The organism is Pseudomonas sp. NFACC04-2 (assembly GCF_900119265.1).
GTDB lineage: Bacteria > Pseudomonadota > Gammaproteobacteria > Pseudomonadales > Pseudomonadaceae > Aquipseudomonas > Aquipseudomonas fluorescens_AA.
In genome coordinates this window covers 251,468-269,155 of the sequence record NZ_FPJC01000006.1, presented here as the reverse complement: position 1 = coordinate 269,155, position 17,688 = coordinate 251,468, and the positions used below count along the sequence as shown (strand labels likewise).

The 17,688-nt window shown below is 62.8% G+C and carries 15 protein-coding genes and 3 tRNA genes; all 18 read left to right on the top strand.

Annotation, left to right across the window (positions count from 1 at the left end):
* Positions 1-6: 6 nt before the first annotated feature.
* The 18 genes from leuD to BT125_RS11565 all read left to right on the top strand — a co-directional run bounded on the left by leuD (position 7) and on the right by BT125_RS11565 (position 17,612).
* On the top strand, positions 7-651 hold the full coding sequence (leuD, locus tag BT125_RS11650; RefSeq protein WP_072407036.1) for a 3-isopropylmalate dehydratase small subunit: 645 nt from the start codon (positions 7-9) through the stop codon (positions 649-651).
* A gap of 163 nt (positions 652-814) precedes the next feature.
* Positions 815-1,579, top strand: coding sequence for a class I SAM-dependent methyltransferase (locus tag BT125_RS11645; protein ID WP_072407034.1), 765 nt, complete (start codon positions 815-817; stop codon positions 1,577-1,579).
* Positions 1,580-1,645: 66 nt separating this feature from the next.
* The gene (leuB, locus tag BT125_RS11640) at positions 1,646-2,728 is read left to right on the top strand and encodes a 3-isopropylmalate dehydrogenase (RefSeq protein WP_060741441.1); all 1,083 of its coding nucleotides are present in this window, start codon (positions 1,646-1,648) and stop codon (positions 2,726-2,728) included.
* A gap of 54 nt (positions 2,729-2,782) precedes the next feature.
* On the top strand, positions 2,783-3,895 hold the full coding sequence (gene asd, locus BT125_RS11635) for an aspartate-semialdehyde dehydrogenase (RefSeq protein WP_024779161.1): 1,113 nt from the start codon (positions 2,783-2,785) through the stop codon (positions 3,893-3,895).
* A 254-nt stretch (positions 3,896-4,149) separates the two neighbouring features.
* Positions 4,150-5,160, top strand: a complete 1,011-nt coding sequence (locus tag BT125_RS11630) for an aspartate-semialdehyde dehydrogenase (protein WP_072407032.1) — start codon at positions 4,150-4,152, stop codon at positions 5,158-5,160.
* A gap of 210 nt (positions 5,161-5,370) precedes the next feature.
* Entirely contained in the window at positions 5,371-7,962 is a 2,592-nt protein-coding gene (locus tag BT125_RS11625) for a motility hub landmark protein FimV (RefSeq protein WP_072407030.1), read from the top strand.
* A gap of 279 nt (positions 7,963-8,241) precedes the next feature.
* On the top strand, positions 8,242-9,066 hold the full coding sequence (gene truA / locus BT125_RS11620) for a tRNA pseudouridine(38-40) synthase TruA (RefSeq protein WP_072407076.1): 825 nt from the start codon (positions 8,242-8,244) through the stop codon (positions 9,064-9,066).
* A 63-nt stretch (positions 9,067-9,129) separates the two neighbouring features.
* Positions 9,130-9,753 carry a phosphoribosylanthranilate isomerase gene (locus BT125_RS11615; protein WP_072407028.1) on the top strand — a complete coding sequence of 208 codons (624 nt, stop codon included), beginning with the start codon at positions 9,130-9,132 and terminating at the stop codon, positions 9,751-9,753.
* Between the two features lie 265 nt (positions 9,754-10,018).
* The gene (gene accD / locus BT125_RS11610) at positions 10,019-10,939 is read left to right on the top strand and encodes an acetyl-CoA carboxylase, carboxyltransferase subunit beta (RefSeq protein WP_072407026.1); all 921 of its coding nucleotides are present in this window, start codon (positions 10,019-10,021) and stop codon (positions 10,937-10,939) included.
* Positions 10,936-12,243 (top strand): bifunctional tetrahydrofolate synthase/dihydrofolate synthase, encoded by a 1,308-nt coding sequence (gene folC, locus BT125_RS11605; protein WP_072407024.1) that lies wholly within the window; start codon positions 10,936-10,938, stop codon positions 12,241-12,243. Before accD ends, folC begins: the two co-directional genes overlap by 4 nt.
* Entirely contained in the window at positions 12,227-12,898 is a 672-nt protein-coding gene (locus tag BT125_RS11600) for an SPOR domain-containing protein (RefSeq protein ID WP_072407022.1), read from the top strand. Before folC ends, BT125_RS11600 begins: the two co-directional genes overlap by 17 nt.
* 89 nt (positions 12,899-12,987) lie before the next feature.
* Entirely contained in the window at positions 12,988-13,548 is a 561-nt protein-coding gene (locus BT125_RS11595; RefSeq protein ID WP_030142022.1) for a CvpA family protein, read from the top strand.
* A 41-nt stretch (positions 13,549-13,589) separates the two neighbouring features.
* Positions 13,590-15,095, top strand: coding sequence for an amidophosphoribosyltransferase (gene purF, locus BT125_RS11590; RefSeq protein WP_053123453.1), 1,506 nt, complete (start codon positions 13,590-13,592; stop codon positions 15,093-15,095).
* A gap of 55 nt (positions 15,096-15,150) precedes the next feature.
* Positions 15,151-16,362: an O-succinylhomoserine sulfhydrylase gene (locus BT125_RS11585; protein ID WP_072407021.1), complete on the top strand. Its 1,212-nt coding sequence runs from the start codon at positions 15,151-15,153 to the stop codon at positions 16,360-16,362.
* The gene (locus tag BT125_RS11580; protein ID WP_072407019.1) at positions 16,359-17,132 is read left to right on the top strand and encodes an SDR family oxidoreductase; all 774 of its coding nucleotides are present in this window, start codon (positions 16,359-16,361) and stop codon (positions 17,130-17,132) included. The genes BT125_RS11585 and BT125_RS11580 overlap by 4 nt, the downstream gene beginning before the upstream one ends.
* Positions 17,133-17,235: 103 nt before the next feature.
* Positions 17,236-17,311 (top strand) — tRNA-Val (locus BT125_RS11575).
* 58 nt (positions 17,312-17,369) lie between these two features.
* Positions 17,370-17,446 (top strand) — tRNA-Asp (locus BT125_RS11570).
* Between the two features lie 89 nt (positions 17,447-17,535).
* A tRNA-Asp gene (locus tag BT125_RS11565) sits at positions 17,536-17,612 on the top strand.
* Positions 17,613-17,688 lie beyond the last annotated feature (76 nt).

Sequence of the window (17,688 nt, the reverse complement as noted above, 5' to 3'; positions counted from 1 at the left end):
CGCAGCATGAAAGCTTTTACCCAGCACACCGGTCTTGTCGCGCCTTTGGATCGTGCCAACGTCGACACCGACCAAATCATTCCCAAGCAATTCCTGAAGTCCATCAAGCGCACCGGTTTCGGCCCGAACCTGTTCGACGAATGGCGCTACCTGGATGTCGGCCAGCCATATCAGGACAACTCCAAGCGGCCGTTGAACAAGGATTTCGTGCTCAACGCCGAGCGTTACCAAGGCGCCAGCGTGTTGCTGGCCCGGGAGAACTTCGGCTGCGGTTCGAGCCGCGAGCACGCGCCATGGGCCCTGGAAGAGTACGGTTTCCGCAGCATCATCGCGCCAAGCTACGCCGACATCTTCTTCAACAACAGCTTCAAGAACGGCTTGCTGCCGATCATCCTCAGCGATGCTGACGTGGATGAGTTGTTCCAGCAGGTCGAGGCCAACCCTGGCTATCAACTGCAGATCGACCTGGCCGCCCAGACGGTGACCCGTCCCGACGGCAAGGTGCTGGGTTTCGAGATCGATGCGTTCCGCAAGCACTGCCTGCTCAACGGCCTGGATGACATCGGCTTGACGTTGCAGGACGGCGAGGCGATTGCCGCGTTCGAGGTCAAGCACCGGGCGAGCCAGCCTTGGTTGTTTCGCGATGCTTGATGGATTGATGGATTGATGGATTGATGGATTGATGTAGGCAGTACCGGCTTCATCGCGAGCAAGCTCGCTCCCACAGGTGTTTTGTGAACACCCAAAATCCCTGTGGGAGCGAGCTTGCTCGCGATGGGGCCGCCCAGGCAATAAAAAACCATAAGGAAATCCCATGACCAGCACCGCCCACAGTCAGGTTGTACAAAAGCAATTCGGTGAACAGGCTTCGGCCTATCTGAGCAGTGCCGTGCACGCCCAGGGCGCTGAGTTCGCTCTGCTACAGGCTGCGTTGGCCGGTCGTGGCGATGCCCGTGTGCTGGACCTGGGTTGTGGCGCCGGCCATGTGAGTTTCCATGTGGCGCCCCTGGCCGGTGAAGTGGTGGCCTACGATCTGTCCCAACAGATGTTGGATGTTGTGACCGCAGCAGCGGCCGAGCGTGGCCTGGACAACATCGGCACGGTACGGGGCGCCGCCGAGCGCCTGCCGTTCGCCGACGCTGAGTTCGACTTCGTGTTCAGCCGTTATTCGGCGCATCATTGGAGCGACCTGGGCCTGGCGTTGCGGGAAGTGCGACGGGTGCTCAAGCCGGGCGGGGTGATGGCGTTCATCGACATCCTGTCGCCGGGTACGCCATTGCTGGACACTTACCTGCAAAGCATCGAAGTGCTGCGTGACACCAGCCATGTGCGCGATTATTCGGCCGGCGAGTGGTTGCGCCAGGTCAGCGAGGCGGGGTTGCACACCCGCAGCACCTCGCGCCAGCGCCTGCGCCTGGAGTACCACTCCTGGGTCGAACGCATGCGTACGCCCGAGGTGATGCGCGGGGCGATTCTCCAGCTGCAGCGTTCGATGGGCGATGAAGTGCGAGAATATTTTGAGATTGAGGCCGATGGTTCGTTCAGTACAGATGTACTGGTGCTGTGGGCAGAGAGATAGCATTTTTCCCGGCCTGGCCTTGGGTACGGAACCCAGGCCTGTGTCGACAGAGCAAACGAGGAAAGCATGAGCAAGCAGATTCTGATTCTCCCAGGTGACGGCATCGGCCCGGAAATCATGGCCGAGGCAGTCAAGGTTCTGGAGTTGGCGAACGACAAGTACGGCCTGGGCTTCGAACTCAGCCACGACGTGATCGGCGGCGCCGCCATCGACAAGCACGGCGTGCCCCTGGCCGACGAAACCCTGGACCGTGCCCGTGCCGCCGATGCCGTGCTGCTGGGCGCCGTGGGCGGCCCGAAATGGGACAAGATCGAACGCGACATCCGCCCTGAGCGCGGCCTGCTGAAGATTCGCGCGCAGCTGGGCCTGTTCGGCAACCTGCGCCCGGCGATTCTTTATCCGCAACTGGCCGATGCGTCGAGCCTGAAGCCGGAAATCGTCTCGGGCCTGGACATCCTCATCGTCCGTGAGCTGACCGGCGGTATCTACTTCGGCGCCCCGCGTGGCACCCGTGAGCTGGATAATGGCGAGCGCCAGGCCTATGACACCCTGCCGTACAGCGAAAGCGAAATCCGCCGTATCGCCCGGGTCGGCTTCGACATGGCCCGCGTGCGGGGCAAGAAGCTGTGCTCGGTGGACAAGGCCAACGTGCTGGCCTCCAGCCAATTGTGGCGTGAAGTGGTCGAGCAGGTGGCCAAGGATTACCCGGACATCGAACTGAGCCACATGTATGTCGACAACGCCGCCATGCAACTGGTGCGTGCGCCCAAGCAGTTCGACGTGATCGTCACCGACAACATGTTCGGCGACATCCTGTCCGACGAAGCGTCGATGCTCACCGGTTCCATCGGCATGCTGCCGTCGGCCTCCCTGGACGCCAACAACAAGGGCATGTACGAGCCGTGCCACGGTTCGGCGCCGGACATCGCCGGGCAGGGCATTGCCAACCCGTTGGCGACCATCCTGTCGGTGTCGATGATGCTGCGCTACAGCTTCAACTTGAACGATGCCGCCGACGCGATCGAAAAAGCCGTCAGCGTGGTCTTGGACCAAGGCTTGCGCACTGGTGATATCTGGTCGCAAGGTTGTACCAAAGTCGGTACGCAGCAAATGGGCGATGCAGTAGTCGCCGCGCTGCGGAATCTGTAATCTTTCGGGCCCACCGCTTCGACGGTGGCCCACTTTTGTATAGGTGTAGTTGCGATGAAACGTGTAGGTCTGATCGGTTGGCGCGGCATGGTCGGTTCCGTGCTCATGCAGCGAATGCTGGAAGAGCAGGATTTCGATCTCATTGAGCCGGTGTTTTTCACCACTTCCAATGTCGGTGGCCAGGGCCCCTCCGTGGGCAAGGACACCGGTGCGCTCAAGGATGCCTACAGCATCGAAGAGCTCAAGACCCTCGACGTGATCCTGACTTGTCAGGGTGGCGACTACACCAGCGAAGTGTTCCCCAAGCTGCGTGAGGCCGGCTGGCAGGGTTACTGGATCGACGCCGCCTCCAGCCTGCGCATGCAGGACGACGCGGTGATCATCCTCGACCCGGTCAACCGCAAGGTCATCGACCAGCAGCTGGACGCGGGCACCAAGAACTACATCGGCGGCAATTGCACCGTCAGCCTGATGCTGATGGGCCTGGGCGGCCTGTTCGAAGCCGGTCTGGTGGAGTGGATGAGCGCCATGACCTACCAGGCCGCGTCCGGTGCCGGCGCGCAGAACATGCGTGAACTGATCAAGCAGATGGGCGCCACCCACGCCGCCGTCGCCGATGACCTGGCCAACCCGGCCAGCGCCATCCTCGACATCGACCGCAAGGTCGCCGAGGCGATGCGCAGCGATGCCTATCCGACCGAGAACTTTGGCGTACCGCTGGCCGGCAGCCTGATCCCGTGGATCGACAAGGAACTGCCCAACGGCCAGAGCCGGGAAGAGTGGAAGGCCCAGGCTGAAACCAACAAGATCCTCGGTCGCTTCAAGAGCCCGATTCCGGTGGACGGCATCTGCGTGCGCATCGGCGCCATGCGCTGCCACAGCCAGGCGCTGACCATCAAGCTGAACAAAGACGTACCGATCGCCGACATCGAAGGGCTGATCAGCCAGCACAACCCTTGGGTCAAGCTGGTACCGAACAATCGCGAAACCAGCATGCAGGAGCTGAGCCCGACCAAGGTCACCGGCACCCTGAATGTACCGGTGGGCCGTCTGCGCAAATTGAACATGGGGTCGCAATTCGTCGGTGCCTTCACCGTCGGCGACCAACTGCTGTGGGGCGCGGCCGAACCGCTGCGCCGCATGCTGCGGATCCTGCTCGAGCGTTGATCGATTGCTGTTGTGAAAGAACCCGTGTCTTGTGAGAGGCGCGGGTTTTTTATTGGGCGACAGTTTGTGTGTCAGGGCTGCCCTCATCGCGAGCAAGCTCGCTCCCACATGGGATCTTCAGTGATTGTAAAACCTGTGGGAGCGAGCTTGCTCGCGATGAGTCCAGTCCAGGCACTGCAAGTCCCCCAGCCAATTGCCTGCATACCCACCACCCGGTAAAGTGCCGCTCCCCACGTTTTACCTGAGGTAGACCCATGAGCCAGTCCTTTGATATTGCCGTGATCGGCGCCACCGGTACTGTCGGCGAAACCCTCGTCCAGATTCTCGAAGAGCGGGACTTTCCGGTCGGCACCCTGCACCTGCTGGCCAGCAGCGAATCGGCGGGCAGTTCGGTGATGTTTCGTGGCAAAAACGTGCGGGTGCGTGAGGTCGACGAATTCGATTTCGGTAAGGTCCAACTGGTGTTCTTCGCTGCCGGCCCGGCGGTGACCCTGAGTTTCGCCCCGCGAGCCACGGCGGCCGGCTGTGCGCTGATCGACTTGTCCGGGGCCTTGCCGCCCGAACAGGCGCCGCAGATCGTGCCGGAAGCCAACGCCCAGGTCCTGGCCGGCTTGGGCAAGCCGTTGCAGGTCAGCAGCCCCAGCGCATCGGCCACGGCCCTGGCAGTCGTGCTGGCGCCACTGCGCGAGTGCCTCGATCTGCAGCGTATCAGCCTGACCGCCAGCCTCGCGGTGTCGGCCCAGGGCCGCGTGGCCGTGAGCGAGCTGGCACGTCAGACCGCCGAGCTGCTCAACGCCCGTCCGCTGGAGCCGAAGTTCTTTGACCGGCAGATGGCGTTCAACCTGTTGGCCCAGGTCGGCGCGCCGGACGAGCAGGGTCATACGTCGCTGGAAAAGCGTCTGGTTCGTGAGTTGCGCCAGGTGCTGAATCAACCTTTGTTAAAGATTTCCGTCACTTGCATTCAAGCCCCGGTGTTTTTTGGCGATAGCTTTAGCGTGACCGTGCAGGCTGCGAACGCCGTCGACCTGGCCAAGGTCAACGCGACCCTGGAAGCGGCGCCGGGTATCGAACTGGTGGAGGCGGGCGACTACCCGACTGCGGTGGGTGATGCGGTGGGGCAGGATGTGGTCTACGTTGGTCGTGTACGCGGTGGGATCGACGATCCGGCTGAACTGAATATGTGGCTGACGGCAGATAACGTGCGCAAGGGCGCGGCGCTCAATGCCGTGCAGGTGGCTGAGTTGTTGATAAAAGACTTGCTGTAAAAGATACTTGGCATCAATTTGTCGAATGATTCTAGCTGGGCGCTATGCTTGGCCGGAGTGCTGAAGGCGAACATCCCTCTGGGGGACTTTCCCGGGGCATGAGTGAAATGATCGCGCGCACCGTCGCTTCGGGGCTGCGCGCAATGCCTTACGGCAGCGGCATCAACACCTTCTCGCTGGCCGAGGAATGTTCAAACAAAGGAAGAGGCTATGGTTCAAGTTCGCAAACTGGTGTTAGCAATAGCGGCCGCCTCGGCGCTGTCCTCCGGTATGGCGCAAGCGCTCGGGCTCGGGGAACTGACCCTGAAGTCGACGCCGAACCAGCCCCTGGTCGCCGAGATCGAGTTGCTCGACGTCCAGCAACTGACTGCCGCCGAAGTCGTGCCGAGCCTGGCCTCGCCCGACGACTTCGCCAAGGCTGGGGTCGACCGCCAGGCCTTTCTCAATGACCTGAGCTTCACCCCGGTGATCAACGCCAACGGCAAGAGTGTCCTGCGGGTCACGTCCAGCCGACCGCTGTCCGAGCCCATGGTCAAGTTCCTGGTGCAGGTGATGTGGCCCAACGGCCGTCTGCTGCGCGACTACAGCGTATTGCTTGATCCCTCCAAATTCTCGCCACAAGCCGCCGACGCGGCCCGGGCGAAACCGCCCCAGGTCGTGGCCACGCCGGTCACCGGGGCCACCAAGCCTTCCCAATACACCACCACGCCGCGCGATACCCTGTGGGAAATCGCCGCCAAAGTGCGCAACGGTGGGTCGGTCCAGCAAACCATGCTAGCGATCCAGGCGTTGAACCCGAACGCGTTCATCAACGGCAACATCAACCTGCTCAAGACCGGCCAGGTGTTGCGCCTGCCAGACGCGGTGCAAAGCACGGCGTTGCCGCAACCCCAGGCCATCGCCGAAGTGGCTGCGCAGAACGCCGCCTGGCGCTCGGGGCGTCGTGGCGTGGCGGGTGCTGGCAAGCAGCAGTTGGATGCCACCAAGCGTGGCCGTGGCGAAGGTGCGCCGGCACAGGCGGCCGGTCGCGACAACTTGAGCCTGGTGTCGGCCGATTCGGCGAAAGCGGGCGGCAAGGGCGCTGCTGGCGATGCCCAGGCGCTGACCAACAAGCTTGCGGTTACCCAGGAAAGCCTCGATTCGGCTCGCCGGGATAACGAAGAGCTGAAAAGCCGCATGGCGGATCTGCAGAGCCAACTGGACAAACTGCAGCGCCTGATCGAGCTGAAGAACAATCAACTGGCCAAGATGCAGGCCGAAGGTGCCGCGGTTCCGCCGGTAGGCGAGGTACCCCCGACGATGTCCGCAGAGCTGACCCCTGCGCCAGCGGCACAGGCCCCGACGACTGCGCCTGCACCTGCGCCAGAAGCGACTCCGGAAGCGACGCCACCAGCCACACCGGTCGAGCCGACGCCGGCCGCGTCCAACGAGCAAAAATACAACGACCTGCTGACCAATCCGATCCTGCTGGGGTTGATTGGCGGCGGCGCGCTGCTTTTGCTGTTGCTGCTGTTGTTGCTCGCCCGTCGACGCAAGGCCCAACAGGAAGCGGAAAAACACTTGCGCATGGCCCGGGCCCTCGAGGAGGAGGCTGACTTCTCCCCGGAGTTCGATCTGCCCCCGAGCAGCTTCGAGGGCATTGATGTTCCGCCGCCTAGCGTAAAGCTTGAGCCAAAACCCGCGCCGGCCCCTGCGCCAGCACCCAAGCCGGCTCCGGTGGTCGCGCCTGTGGTGGTCACGCCGCCTATCGCCGCGCCATTGGTGGCTCCGGCCGCCGATCGCTCCGACGACGTGCTGCCCCAGGCCCAGTCCCATATGGACCGCGGTCGCTTGAACCAGGCCGCTGACCTGCTCGAGCAGGGCATCAAGGCCGAACCCCAGCGCAGTGACCTGCGCCTGAAATTGATGGAAGTTTACGGTCTGCAGGGCGACCGCGACGCCTTTGTCGCCCAGGAACGCCAACTGGTGGCCAATGGCGACAACTTCGCCCAGGTCGAACAGCTGAAAAGTCGTTTCCCGGCCATGGTGGTCGCTACCGCCGCCGGCCTGGCCGCGGCGACAGTGGCGGCAGAACTGGACGCGCAGTACGTCAAGGACCTGCTGGAAGACAAATCGCCCACTGACGAGGAACTGGACAGCGCCTTCGACCTGAGCCTGGACGACCTGGAAACTCCGGTCGCGCCAGCGCCGGAGCCTGTCGCCGAGCTGGACGCCTTCCCGGAAGATGACGACCTGAGTTTCGAATCGGTGCTCAAGCAGCAGACTGAAGCCAACGAGAGCTTGGACGACCTGTCGGAATTCGACCTGGACCTGGGTGCAGACGCGCCGACCCCGGTAGCGGCGCTCGATGACGAAGACTTCCTGCTCGACCTGGGTGACGATCTCAAGGGCCTGGACCTTCCAGCAGCCGAAACGCCGGCCCTGGACGATACGCCGGCCGACGATCTCGAACTGCCGGCAGATTTTGACCTGTCCCTTGCCGACGAGATGGATGCGCAGGACCGGCCAAAGGATGCTTTCGAATCCGAGTTGGACGATGTAAACGCCGAACTGGATCGCCTGTCCGACAGCTTGGCCCAACCGACCTTCACTGCTGAAGATGCCCTGGTTGGTGCCGAAGACGAGCCGGACTTCGACTTCCTCAGCGGTGCCGACGAGGTGGCGACCAAGCTCGATCTGGCCCAGGCCTACATCGACATGGGCGACCACGACGGCGCTCGCGACATCCTCGGCGAAGTCCTCAGCGAAGGCGATGCGACTCAGAAGAGCGAAGCGCAGGAGATGTTGTCGCGTTTGGTGTGAGTCAGCAGTTAAACAAAAACGGCAGCCGGTGAGGCTGCCGTTTTTGTTTGCAGCGGGCGTTATGGTGTCTGGGGTGGCCTCATCGCGAGCAAGCTCGCTCCCAAAGGGGCCTGGGGGGCTACCCTTGTGTGAGTCGAGCTTGCTCGCGATGGCGCCCGTCGATCCAGCCCAAGACCACCGGTTACACTGGCATCCCGCCACGCCGGCCTTATAATGCCCGCCTTTGCGTACTCAGCAGGCTGTAATTTCTTGGCAAACATAGACAACCCGGCCGCCGAAATGGCGGCCGACGGCTTTTTCCGGATCGCCTTGGGCGTTGAATACAAAGGCTCGCGCTACCGTGGCTGGCAGCGCCAGGCGTCCGGTGTATTGACGGTGCAGGAAACCCTCGAAAACGCACTGTCCAAAGTCGCCGACTCGCCCGTGTCGCTGCATTGCGCCGGCCGGACCGACGCAGGCGTGCATGCCTGCGGCCAGGTGGTGCATTTCGACACCCAGGTCGAACGCTCGATGAAAGCCTGGGTCATGGGCGCCAACATCAACTTGCCCCATGACGTCAGCGTCAGTTGGGCCAAGGTGATGCCGGCGCATTTCCATGCCCGCTTCAAGGCCATCGCCCGGCGTTATCGCTACGTGATCTACAACGATCAAATCCGTCCGGCGCACCTGAACGAAGAAATCACTTGGAACCACCGCCCGCTGGACGTCGAGCGCATGGCCGAAGCCGCGCAATACCTGGTCGGTGTCCACGATTTCAGCGCATTCCGTGCGGGCCAGTGCCAGGCCAAGTCGCCGATCAAGGAGTTGCATCACCTGCGCGTGACCCGGCACGGCAAGATGATCGTGCTCGACATCCGCGCCAGTGCGTTCCTGCATCACATGGTGCGCAACATTGCCGGCGTGCTGATGACCATTGGCGCCGGCGAGCGGCCGGTGGAGTGGATCAAGGAAGTGCTCGACAGTCGTGTCCGCCGTTCCGGTGGTGTCACGGCGCATCCGTTTGGCCTGTACCTGGTAGAGGTCGAGTATCGCGATGAATTCGAACTGCCGGAGCGTTACATCGGGCCACATTTCCTCACCGGCTTCTCGGAACTCGACGGCTGACGCCCTCCGCAGCATTTGTTACCATCCGGGACTTTCACGGATTTGCCTGAGGTTTTAGCCACCATGCCCGTCGTTCGCAGCAAGATTTGCGGGATCACCCGCGTCGAGGACGCGTTGGCGGCGGTCGAGGCCGGGGCCGATGCCATCGGGCTGGTGTTCTACGCCAAGAGCCCGCGGGCGGTGACGGTGCAGCAGGCGCGGGCGATCGTCCAGGTCTTGCCGCCGTTCGTGACGCCCGTAGGGCTGTTCGTCAATGCCAGTCGCTGCGAGCTGGGCGAGATCCTCGATGCGGTGCCGCTGGGCTTGTTGCAGTTCCATGGCGACGAAACCCCGGCCGATTGTGAAGGCTGGCATCGTCCGTACATCAAGGCGTTGCGGGTCAAGGCCGGTGACGACATCGCCGCCGGTTGCGAAGCCTTTACCGATGCCAGCGGTATCCTGCTGGACACCTATGTGGAAGGCGTGCCCGGCGGTACCGGCGAAGCATTCGACTGGTCGCTGGTGCCACAAGGCCTGAGCAAGCCGATCATCCTGGCCGGTGGCCTGACGGCGGAAAACGTCGCCGCGGCCATTCGCCAGGTTCGCCCCTACGCGGTGGATGTGAGCGGCGGGGTGGAGCAGGGCAAGGGCATCAAGGATCCGGCAAAGATTCGTGCGTTCATGGCTGCTGTTCGCAACAGCCAGTAGTCAATGTGACGGCTGGCAGACTGCCGCCGTCCATACCTGCACTGTACAAAGCAGGCAGGCACCGCCTCCGGGTGGGCCGATAGCGTAGGGGCGACCGCGGTGCAGCGGTTGCCGGGATGGCAGAGGAGGTTGGGCTGCACGCAGGTCATGTTTCGCGCTGACCGTGGTGGCCGTTCGACCCTCGCCGCACAATGAATTTAGCTCAAGGGCATACGCGGGGCCGCGAACCAGAGCGTTCGGGCCGCCGGTACTGGAGAAAGAAAGCATGAGCAACTGGTTAGTAGACAAACTGATCCCTTCGATCATGCGTTCCGAGGTGAAGAAAAGCTCGGTGCCTGAAGGTCTGTGGCACAAATGTCCATCCTGCGAGGCGGTGCTGTACCGTCCAGAGCTGGAAAAGACCCTGGACGTTTGCCCCAAGTGCAACCACCACATGCGCATCGGTGCGCGTGCCCGTATCGATATTTTCCTGGACGCAGAAGGCCGCGTGGAGCTGGGCGCCGACCTGGAGCCGGTGGACCGCCTGAAATTCCGCGATGGCAAGAAATACAAGGATCGCCTGACCGCTGCCCAGAAGCAGACCGGTGAAAAAGATGCCCTGGTGTCCATGAGCGGCACCTTGCTGGGCATGCCGGTTGTGGTCTCGGCCTTCGAATTCTCCTTCATGGGCGGTTCCATGGGGGCCATCGTCGGTGAGCGTTTCGTTCGCGCCGCCAACCATGCACTGGAAAACCGTTGCCCGATGATCTGCTTCGCCGCTTCCGGCGGTGCGCGGATGCAGGAAGCGCTGATCTCCCTGATGCAAATGGCCAAGACCTCCGCGGTGCTGGCGCGTCTGCGTGAAGAAGGCATTCCGTTCATCTCGGTGCTGACCGACCCGGTCTACGGCGGTGTTTCCGCGAGCCTGGCCATGCTGGGCGATGTCATTGTCGGCGAGCCGAAAGCGCTGATCGGCTTTGCCGGCCCGCGTGTGATCGAGCAGACCGTGCGTGAAAAACTGCCGGAAGGCTTCCAGCGCAGCGAGTTCCTGCTGGAGCACGGTGCCATCGACATGATCATCCATCGCCAGGAGCTGCGTCCGCGCCTGGGCAATCTGTTGGCGCAGCTGATGGGCCTGCCGACGCCGACGTTCGTCGCCGCACCGGTCGAGCCGATCGTGGTTCCGCCAGTGCCTGCCGGGCTATGACCCAACGCACCCTGGGCGACTGGCTTGCCTACCTCGAGCAATTGCATCCATCGGCCATCGACATGGGGCTGGAGCGCTCGCAAACGGTAGCGTCCCGCATGGGACTGGCCAAGCCGGCGCCCCGGGTCATCACTGTCACCGGTACCAATGGCAAGGGTTCCACCTGTGCCTTCGTGGCCTCGTTGCTGCGGGCCCAGGGGCTGAGCGTCGGTGTCTACAGCTCGCCGCACCTGCTGCGCTACAACGAGCGGGTGCAAGTGAATGGCGTCGAAGCCACGGACGCCCAGCTGTGCGAAGCCTTTGCCGCGGTGGAAGCCGGGCGAGGCGATACAACCCTCACGTATTTCGAGATGGGCACCCTGGCGGCGTTCTGGTTGTTTGCCCGTGCCGGTCTCGATGCGGTTGTGCTGGAAGTCGGCCTGGGCGGGCGGCTGGATACGGTCAACCTGGTGGACGCCGACATTGCACTGGTCACCAGCATTGGCGTGGACCATGCCGATTACCTGGGCGATACCCGCGAATCCGTGGCCTTCGAGAAGGCCGGCATCTTCCGCCAGGGCGCGCCTGCGCTCTGTGGCGATCTCAATCCTCCCCAGCCATTGCTGGACAAGGTTCGCGAGCTGAGCTGCCCGTTCTTTTTGCGTGGTCGGGATTTCGACCTGGCGATGACCGAGCGGCATTGGCAATGGCGCGGCAGCGACCTGCACGGCAATCCGGTGGAGTTGCGCGACCTGCCGCTGCTGGACCTGCCAATGGAAAACGCAGCGCTGGCGCTCCAGGCCTACTTGTTGCTGGGTTTGCCCTGGGAAACCGGGCAAATCGTCCAGGCGTTGCAGGCGACCCGTGTGGTCGGTCGCCTCGACCGCCGTCAGTTCGATTGGCAAGGCAAACGCCTGACCCTGTTGCTGGACGTCGGCCATAACCCCCATGCGGCGCAGTACTTGGCCGAGCGCCTGGCGCGTCGGCCCTTGGCAGGACGGCGCCTGGCGGTGTTCGGGCTGCTGGCCGACAAGGATCTGGATGGCGTTGTCGAGGCGTTGGATGCTAGTGTCCAGCACTGGGCGGTAACGCCACTGGATTCGCCGCGTTCGCGTACGGCGGCTGAGCTGCAGGTGGCCTTGCAGCGTCACGGTGCTTCACTGCAAGCCTATGCCAGTGTGGCCGCCGCCCTGGAAGGGCAGTGCGCCCTGGCGACGGCCGATGATGAAATCCTGCTGTTCGGATCATTTTTTTGTGTTGCCGAGGCCCTTCAATGGTTGGCCCGGCGCTCCACGGAGGAAGCTGCAGATGGCATTGCTGGATAAAGCGTACAAGCAGCGCATGGTCGGGGCCCTGGTGTTGGTGGCCCTGGCGGTGATTTTCCTGCCGATGCTGTTTTCCCGCCAGGACGAGCAGCGCCAGGTTACGGTCGATGCGCCAGCCGCGCCCCAGGCGCCTTCGGTGCCGCCTGTGCAGGTCGAGCCGGTGGCTGTGCCCGAGCCCCAGGCGTTGCCTCAGGAGCCGGTGCCAAGCGACGAGGAACTGGCTGAGCAACCTGCCGCGCCTTCCACGCCGATTGCACCGGCGCCTGCCGCGCCGGCTCCCGCCGCACCGAGCAAACCGGCTGTCGCCCCCGTGCCTGTTCCCGCGGCGCCGGCGATCAAGCCGGCCCCAAGCCAGCCGATCACCGCCGCCCCGGCCAAGCCGGACACGACCCAGAGTCGTGTGGATGCCAACGGCCTGTCGGTCAGTTGGTCGGTGCAACTGGCCAGCCTGACCAGTCGCGAAAGTGCCGAAAACTTGCAGAAAACCTTGCGCAGCCAGGGCTACAACGCCTACATCCGTTCCGCCGATGGCAAGAATCGGGTGTTTGTCGGCCCGCTGATCGAGCGCGCCGAGGCCGACCGCCTGCGTGACCTGCTCAGCCGCCAGCAAAACCTCAAGGGGTTCGTCGTGCGCTTCCAGCCAGAGCGTGGTTGACGGCGATTTAGCGGATTTGAATCACGCAGCTTACCGACAGCCCTGGGCTCTGCTAAAATGCGCCGCCTTATCCGTCTGTAGGCTGCACCGTGCCATTTACCTGGGTTGACTGGGCGATCGTTGCGATCGTCGCCATCTCCGCATTGATCAGTCTGAGCCGCGGCTTCGTCAAGGAAGCCCTCTCGCTGCTGACCTGGATCATCGCGGGAGTCGTAGCCTGGATGTTTGGTGGTTCGCTGTCCCAGTACCTCGCCGGATACATCGAAACTCCTTCGGCCCGCGTAATCGCGGGCTGTGCCATCTTGTTTATCGCCACCTTGCTGGTTGGCGCAATGATCAATTATCTGATCGGCGAACTGATTCGCGTCACCGGGCTTTCCGGGACGGACCGGTTCCTGGGCATGGCCTTTGGCGCGGCGCGCGGCGCGTTGCTGGTGGTCGTGGCCGTCGGGCTCTTGAGCCTGGGGCCGGTGCAGCAGGATACGTGGTGGCAGGAGTCCCGGCTCGTGCCACAATTTCTATTGGTCGCAGACTGGTCCAAAAACCTGATCCTGGGTTGGAGCAGTCAGTGGCTTGCCAGCGGTATCAGCGTACCCGCTGAAATACCGTTCAAGGAACACCTCTTGCCGACGGCCAAAACGCCGCAGTGAGTGTTGTTCAGTTCAGATCCATTAAGTAGGGGTTGCGTCGCATGTGTGGCATCGTCGGTATCGTCGGTAAGTCGAACGTCAATCAGGCGCTGTATGACGCGCTAACCGTGCTCCAGCACCGCGGCCAGGACGCTGCCGGTATCGTGACCAGCCATGACGGCCGGTTATTCCTGCGCAAGGACAACGGCCTGGTGCGTGACGTGTTCCACCAGCGTCACATGCAGCGCCTGGTCGGTCACATGGGTATCGGCCATGTGCGCTACCCGACTGCGGGCAGCTCGACGTCGGCTGAAGCCCAGCCGTTCTACGTCAACTCGCCTTACGGCATCACCCTGGCGCACAACGGCAACCTGACCAACGTCGAGCAACTGGCCAAGGAGATCTACGAATCTGACTTGCGCCACGTCAATACCAGTTCCGACTCGGAAGTGATGCTCAACGTGTTCGCCCATGAACTGGCCCAGCGTGGCAAGCTGCAGCCGACTGAAGAAGACGTGTTCGCCGCCGTGACCGACGTGCACAACCGTTGCGTGGGCGGCTACGCGGTGGTGGCGATGATCACCGGCTACGGCATCGTCGGTTTCCGCGATCCCCATGGCATTCGCCCGATCGTGTTCGGCCAGCGTCACACCGACGAAGGCGTCGAGTACATGATCGCTTCCGAAAGCGTGTCCCTGGACGTGCTGGGCTTCACCCTGATTCGCGACCTGGCCCCGGGCGAAGCGGTCTACATCACTGAAGACGGCAAGCTGCACACCCGTCAGTGCGCGACCAACCCGTCCCTGACCCCGTGCATCTTCGAACACGTCTACCTGGCGCGTCCGGACTCGATCATCGACGGTATCTCGGTCTACAAGGCGCGCCTGCGCATGGGCGAGAAACTCGCCGACAAGATCCTGCGCGAACGTCCGGAGCACGACATCGATGTGGTCATCCCGATTCCGGACACCAGCCGCACCGCGGCCCTGGAGCTGGCGAACCACCTGGGCGTCAAGTTCCGCGAAGGCTTCGTGAAGAACCGCTACATCGGCCGGACCTTCATCATGCCGGGCCAGGCCGCACGGAAAAAATCCGTACGCCAGAAGCTCAACGCCATCGAGCTGGAATTCCGCGGCAAGAACGTGATGCTGGTGGACGACTCCATCGTCCGTGGCACCACCTGCAAGCAGATCATCCAGATGGCCCGTGAAGCCGGCGCCAAGAACGTGTATTTCTGCTCCGCGGCCCCAGCCGTGCGCTACCCTAACGTCTACGGCATCGACATGCCGAGTGCCCATGAGCTGATCGCTCATAACCGCACCACCCAAGACGTGGCCGACCTGATCGGCGCCGACTGGCTGATCTACCAGGACCTGCCGGACCTGATCGAAGCGGTGGGTGGCGGCAAGATCAAGATCGAACAGTTCGATTGCGCGGTATTTGACGGCAAGTACGTCACCGGCGACATCGACGATGCCTACTTGAACAAGATCGAGAACGCGCGTAACGACGCGTCCAAGGCCAAGACCCAGGCGGTCAGTGCGATCATCGATCTGTACAACAACTGAGTACGAACCGGCCCCCAGGGGCCGGTTTGCGTTTAACCGATTAAGGAGTGACAGCATGAGTCAGGATTGGGATGCTGGTCGGCTGGACAGCGACCTTGAAGGCGTAGCGTTCGATACCCTGGCGGTTCGCGCGGGTCAGCACCGTACACCGGAGGCCGAACATGGCGATCCGATGTTCTTTACCTCCAGTTACGTGTTTCGCACGGCCGCCGATGCTGCGGCGCGGTTTGCTGGCGAGGTGCCGGGCAACGTCTACTCGCGCTACACCAACCCGACTGTGCGGGCGTTCGAGGAGCGTATCGCTGCCCTGGAAGGCGCCGAGCAAGCCGTAGCGACCGCCACCGGCATGGCCGCGATCATGGCCGTGGTGATGAGCCTGTGCAGCGCCGGCGATCATGTGCTGGTGTCGCGCAGCGTCTTCGGTTCGACCATTAGCCTGTTCGAAAAGTACTTCAAGCGTTTCGGCGTCGAGGTCGATTACGTGCCCCTGGCGGACCTGTCCGGTTGGGATGCGGCCATCAAGGCCAATACCAAGTTGCTCTTTGTCGAGTCGCCTTCCAACCCTCTGGCCGAGCTGGTGGACATCGCTGCGCTGGCGGAAATCGCTCACGCCAAGGGCGCCATGCTGGTGGTCGATAACTGCTTCTGCACCCCGGCACTGCAACAACCGCTGAAGCTGGGCGCGGACGTTGTGGTGCATTCGGCGACCAAGTTCATCGATGGCCAGGGTCGTTGCATGGGCGGCGTGGTGGCCGGTCGTGGCGAGCAGATGAAAGAGGTGGTGGGCTTCCTGCGCACCGCAGGTCCTACCCTCAGCCCATTCAACGCCTGGATCTTCCTCAAGGGCCTGGAAACCCTCGGCCTGCGCATGAAGGCCCATTGCGCCAATGCCCAAGCCCTGGCCGAGTGGCTGGAGCTGCAGGACGGCATCGAGAAAGTGCATTACGCCGGCCTCGAGAGCCACCCGCAACATGACCTGGCCTTGCGTCAGCAGCGCGGTTTCGGTGCGGTGGTGAGCTTCGAGGTCAAGGGAGGCAAGGAGGGCGCCTGGCGCTTCATTGACGCGACCCGATTGATTTCCATCACGGCCAACCTGGGTGACAGCAAAACCACCATCACCCACCCGAGCACCACGTCCCACGGTCGTCTGTCGCCTCAGGAGCGCGAGTCGGCGGGTATTCGTGACAGCCTGATCCGCGTCGCGGTCGGCCTGGAAGACGTCGCGGACCTGCAAGCTGACCTGGCCCGCGGGTTGGCGGCCTTGTGATTGAGCTGGCTGCGCCGCTGAGCGGTACTCATGGCCGGGTTGCACTGGTTACGGGTGCTGCGCGGGGCATCGGCCTGGGCATTGCTGCCTGGCTGATCTGTGAAGGCTGGCAGGTGGTGTTGACCGACCTGGACCGCGAGCGCGGTTCCAAGGTGGCGAAGACCTTGGGCGATCACGCCTGGTTCATCGCCATGGACGTGGCGGACGAAGCGCAGGTCGCCACCGGTATCGCCGAGGTGCTCGGGCAGTTCGGGCGGCTCGACGCGCTGGTGTGCAATGCGGCTATCGCCGACCCGCATAACATCACCCTGGAAAGCCTCGACCTGGCTTACTGGAATCGGGTCCTGGCGGTGAACCTGGGCGGGCCGATGCTGCTGGCCAAGCACTGCGCGCCGTATTTGCGCGCTCATAACGGCGCCATCGTCAACCTGGCCTCGACCCGCGCCGCGCAATCGGAGCCCGACACCGAAGCCTACGCGGCGAGCAAGGGCGGCCTGCTGGCCCTGACCCATGCCCTGGCAATCAGCCTGGGGCCGGAGATCCGGGTCAACGCTGTCAGCCCTGGCTGGATCGACGCGCGGGATCCCTCCCAGCGTCGCGCGCAGCCGTTGACCGATGCCGATCATGCCCAGCATCCCGCGGGGAGGGTCGGTACGGTAGAGGATGTGGCGGCGATGGTGGCGTGGCTATTGTCGCGCAATGCCGGTTTTGTCACAGGGCAGGAGTTCGTGGTGGACGGTGGCATGACCAAGAAAATGATTTATGAGTGAGGGCGGTTGCAGGTGCCGTTTGAAACTGTTTTGAAAAAACTTCAACCCTGCTATTGACTTAGCTTCGGTACCTGCGTAAATTTCGCGGCCTCAACGAAGCAAAGGGTGATTAGCTCAGCTGGGAGAGCGTCTGCCTTACAAGCAGAATGTCGGCGGTTCGATCCCGTCATCACCCACCATGTTTTACGAGAGTTTTGCGAAAGCAAAACGGAAGCTGTCAAAAGCCTCCACCGACGCGCAGCGGTAGTTCAGTCGGTTAGAATACCGGCCTGTCACGCCGGGGGTCGCGGGTTCGAGTCCCGTCCGCTGCGCCATATTTTCCGAAGCAGGTTCGCCTGGTTCGAGATCGAGACCCAAGGGTTTTGATCAGACGAGTTAACTGGACGCAAGTCCATAGCGATACGCAGCGGTAGTTCAGTCGGTTAGAATACCGGCCTGTCACGCCGGGGGTCGCGGGTTCGAGTCCCGTCCGCTGCGCCATATCTGCTTCGAGGCCCACTGAACGCCTTGAAGCTAAGAAGAAAGCTGCAAAGCTACTTCTAGTCGATAGCAAAAA